General features: G+C 61.8%; 1 protein-coding gene. It reads left to right on the top strand.

Translation table 11 applies throughout. The features are described 5' to 3' along the window. Window positions 1–481: 481 nt before the first annotated feature. A partial coding sequence (locus NKI47_RS34705) for a Ulp1 family isopeptidase (RefSeq protein ID WP_352596302.1) occupies window positions 482–2,524 on the top strand: 2,043 nt, incomplete at its 3' end.

Genomic DNA, 2,524 nt, shown 5'->3' on the forward strand with positions numbered 1-2,524 from the left:
GCGTGACCATGCTCGTTCTGTGCCGGCGGCGCCTGCCGGGCCAGCGTTCGCCAGGGCTGAGGAGACGCCCTCCGCGGTTGGCGAGGCCGCGGTGGCCGAAAGGCTGGCTCGGTTGCAAAAGCAGACGGTCGACGCTGATTTGTCGGGATATTTCGACTCGATTCCGCACGCGGACCTTCTACGATCGCCATGGGAGGCGCAACTCATGACGCAAGGGAGCGGACAAGAACACGCCGCGGCGCCCTACGCCGGAGGCAGTGGGTCGATGCTGGGTGCCTCGGTGCTGCAGCCGGGTCACTCAAGGGCGCGCCATCATGATGCGCCGGATTCGTCAGTGGTTGATCTGAATCCCCTCGCACCGTTCGAGTTGCGTGACCATGCTCGTTCTGTGCCGGCGGCGCCTGCCGGGCCAGCGTTCGCCAGGGCTGAGGAGACGCCCTCCGCGGTTGGCGAGGCCGCGGTGGCCGAAAGGTGGGCTCGGTTGCAAAAGCAAATGGACGAACCAGTGCATGATCCCGGCCCTCAAGTGGATACATCGCCATGGGAGGCGCAACTCATGGTGCAAGGGATCGGACAAGAACACGCCGCGGCGCCCTACGCCGGAGGCAGTGGATCGATGCTGGGTGCCTCGGTGCTGCAGCCGGGTCACTCAACGGCGCGCCATCATCATGCGCCGGATTCGTCAGTGGTTGATCTGAATCCCCCCGCACCGTCCGAGTTGCGTGACCCTGCTCGTTCTGTGCCGGCGGCGGTGCAGCCAGATCCTCCAATAGGGGTCTCCGGTCCCGACAAGCGTCCTCTTTATTCCAACGATGCGACCGTTGTCGAAGGGCTGAGGTCAGCATTGGAGAGCACGGTCAAGCGCCATGTAAATTCTCTTCTCGGCTTTGGTCGTTGGCTCTTTGATAATAACAGGCCGGGATTTGCTGCTCGGCTTCACGAGGAGTCGCTGGATCCGGATCTCAAGGAGTACGAGAGCAAGAGTGGCTCCTCGGACGTGGCTAGAGCAGTGGGTCATCTCAAGACGTGGGCGGGCGGAGCGCCAGTGCTGGACCGCGCCGCTGTCCGGAATCCCGACCCTGCCGACGCCGCGCTCATCAGAGATTACACAGCGGCTCCCATCAGAGAGTACAAGGCAGCGCCGACCGGGCCGAATCCCGGTACCATTCAGACCTATGGATCTGCTCCTAGACGTTTCAGTGAATACCTGCATGAAAACAACAAGCCGGGGATTGCGGATCGGCTTCACGAGGGGTCGCTGGATGAAGATGCCAAGCGCTATGTGAACTCCGGTGGGATCAGTGCACTAGCTCATCTCCGGAAGCCCGAACTCGGGCGCGAAATTGCCCTTGCTGCTCGTCCGGAAGACGCAGTCGGCATGGAGGCTCGTGCCATTGGGGACGCCGCTGCGCAGCGCAGCGGGCCGCAGGAGGCATTGGGTCGGCCAGAGAAGCCCCCTGGGAAAGCTAAAGACGGGCGGGTGCTCGGCGCATTGGAATTGCTAGGCGACGAACATATCCAGAGGGATTACCAGCTCCTGGAGCAGGAGTTGCAGGGGAACAATCCAGATCTCGCCGCCCGGACGCGGTTCGTGGATCCCCTCGTAGCCAATTATCATCTGCGCTTGGGCTCCAAGAGCGACAGGCTAAGCGCATTCCAGCGCATCGTCCATAATCAGAACGGTAACGACACAGCCGACTTCCTGTTCGTGCCAGTGAGCGATGGCGGTAAGACTCTTGCGGAGCGCGGCACCCATTGGTCGCTGCTGTTCGTTGATCGCAGCGACCGGGAACGGCCGGTTGCCTATCATTATGACTCCGTCAGCGGATGGCATGACCCGCTTGCAAAAAAGCTCGCAAAAAATCTGGGCGTCAGCCTGGAGACCCGCGTGGACTCACCCCGCATCGCCCAGCAGAGAAACGAGGTGGATTGCGGAGTCCACGTGGTGGACGGCACGCGGGCGCTGGTTGGGCGATTGCAAAGATCGCAGCCAGACCTGCCAGACGTGAACCTCAACAACCTCGTCGTCAATCGGCAGGCACTACAAACCCGCCTCAGGGGTGACGATACATTCGGAACGGCAAATAATCTCACGAACTTTGAACTCATGGACCGACAGGCCCGAGACGCGGTTAAGGAAAGCCCCGTTGGGACGTTTCCCCAGCAGATCAAGCGGCTCGGCCAGTCAGCGCCAGACGTTGCTCCCGGGGACCCATTTAAATTTCAAAGTCTTGAGAGCAAGGGGGACGCCGCTGCGCAGCGCAGCGGGCCGCAGGAGGCATTCAGTTGGCCAGAGAATCTCCTCCCTGGGAAAGACGACGCTGTTGTGACATCGTCTTTCGTGCCAACTGGGCACCATCACCAAGCCTCGGATCCCGCAGAGTCCTTTCGTCCCCTGATCTACGGCGACCAGGGCGCGCCGGACGAGCGGATCGCTGCACAGGACAGGAGCAACCAGCTACCAAGCGAGGAGGTCCTCATCAACCGTGAGCATGATACAGCGGAGTTGAGACCAGCGAAGAGG

It is taken from the genome of Mesorhizobium sp. M0633, from assembly GCF_040320645.1.
In the GTDB taxonomy this organism is placed as follows: Bacteria; Pseudomonadota; Alphaproteobacteria; order Rhizobiales; family Rhizobiaceae; genus Mesorhizobium.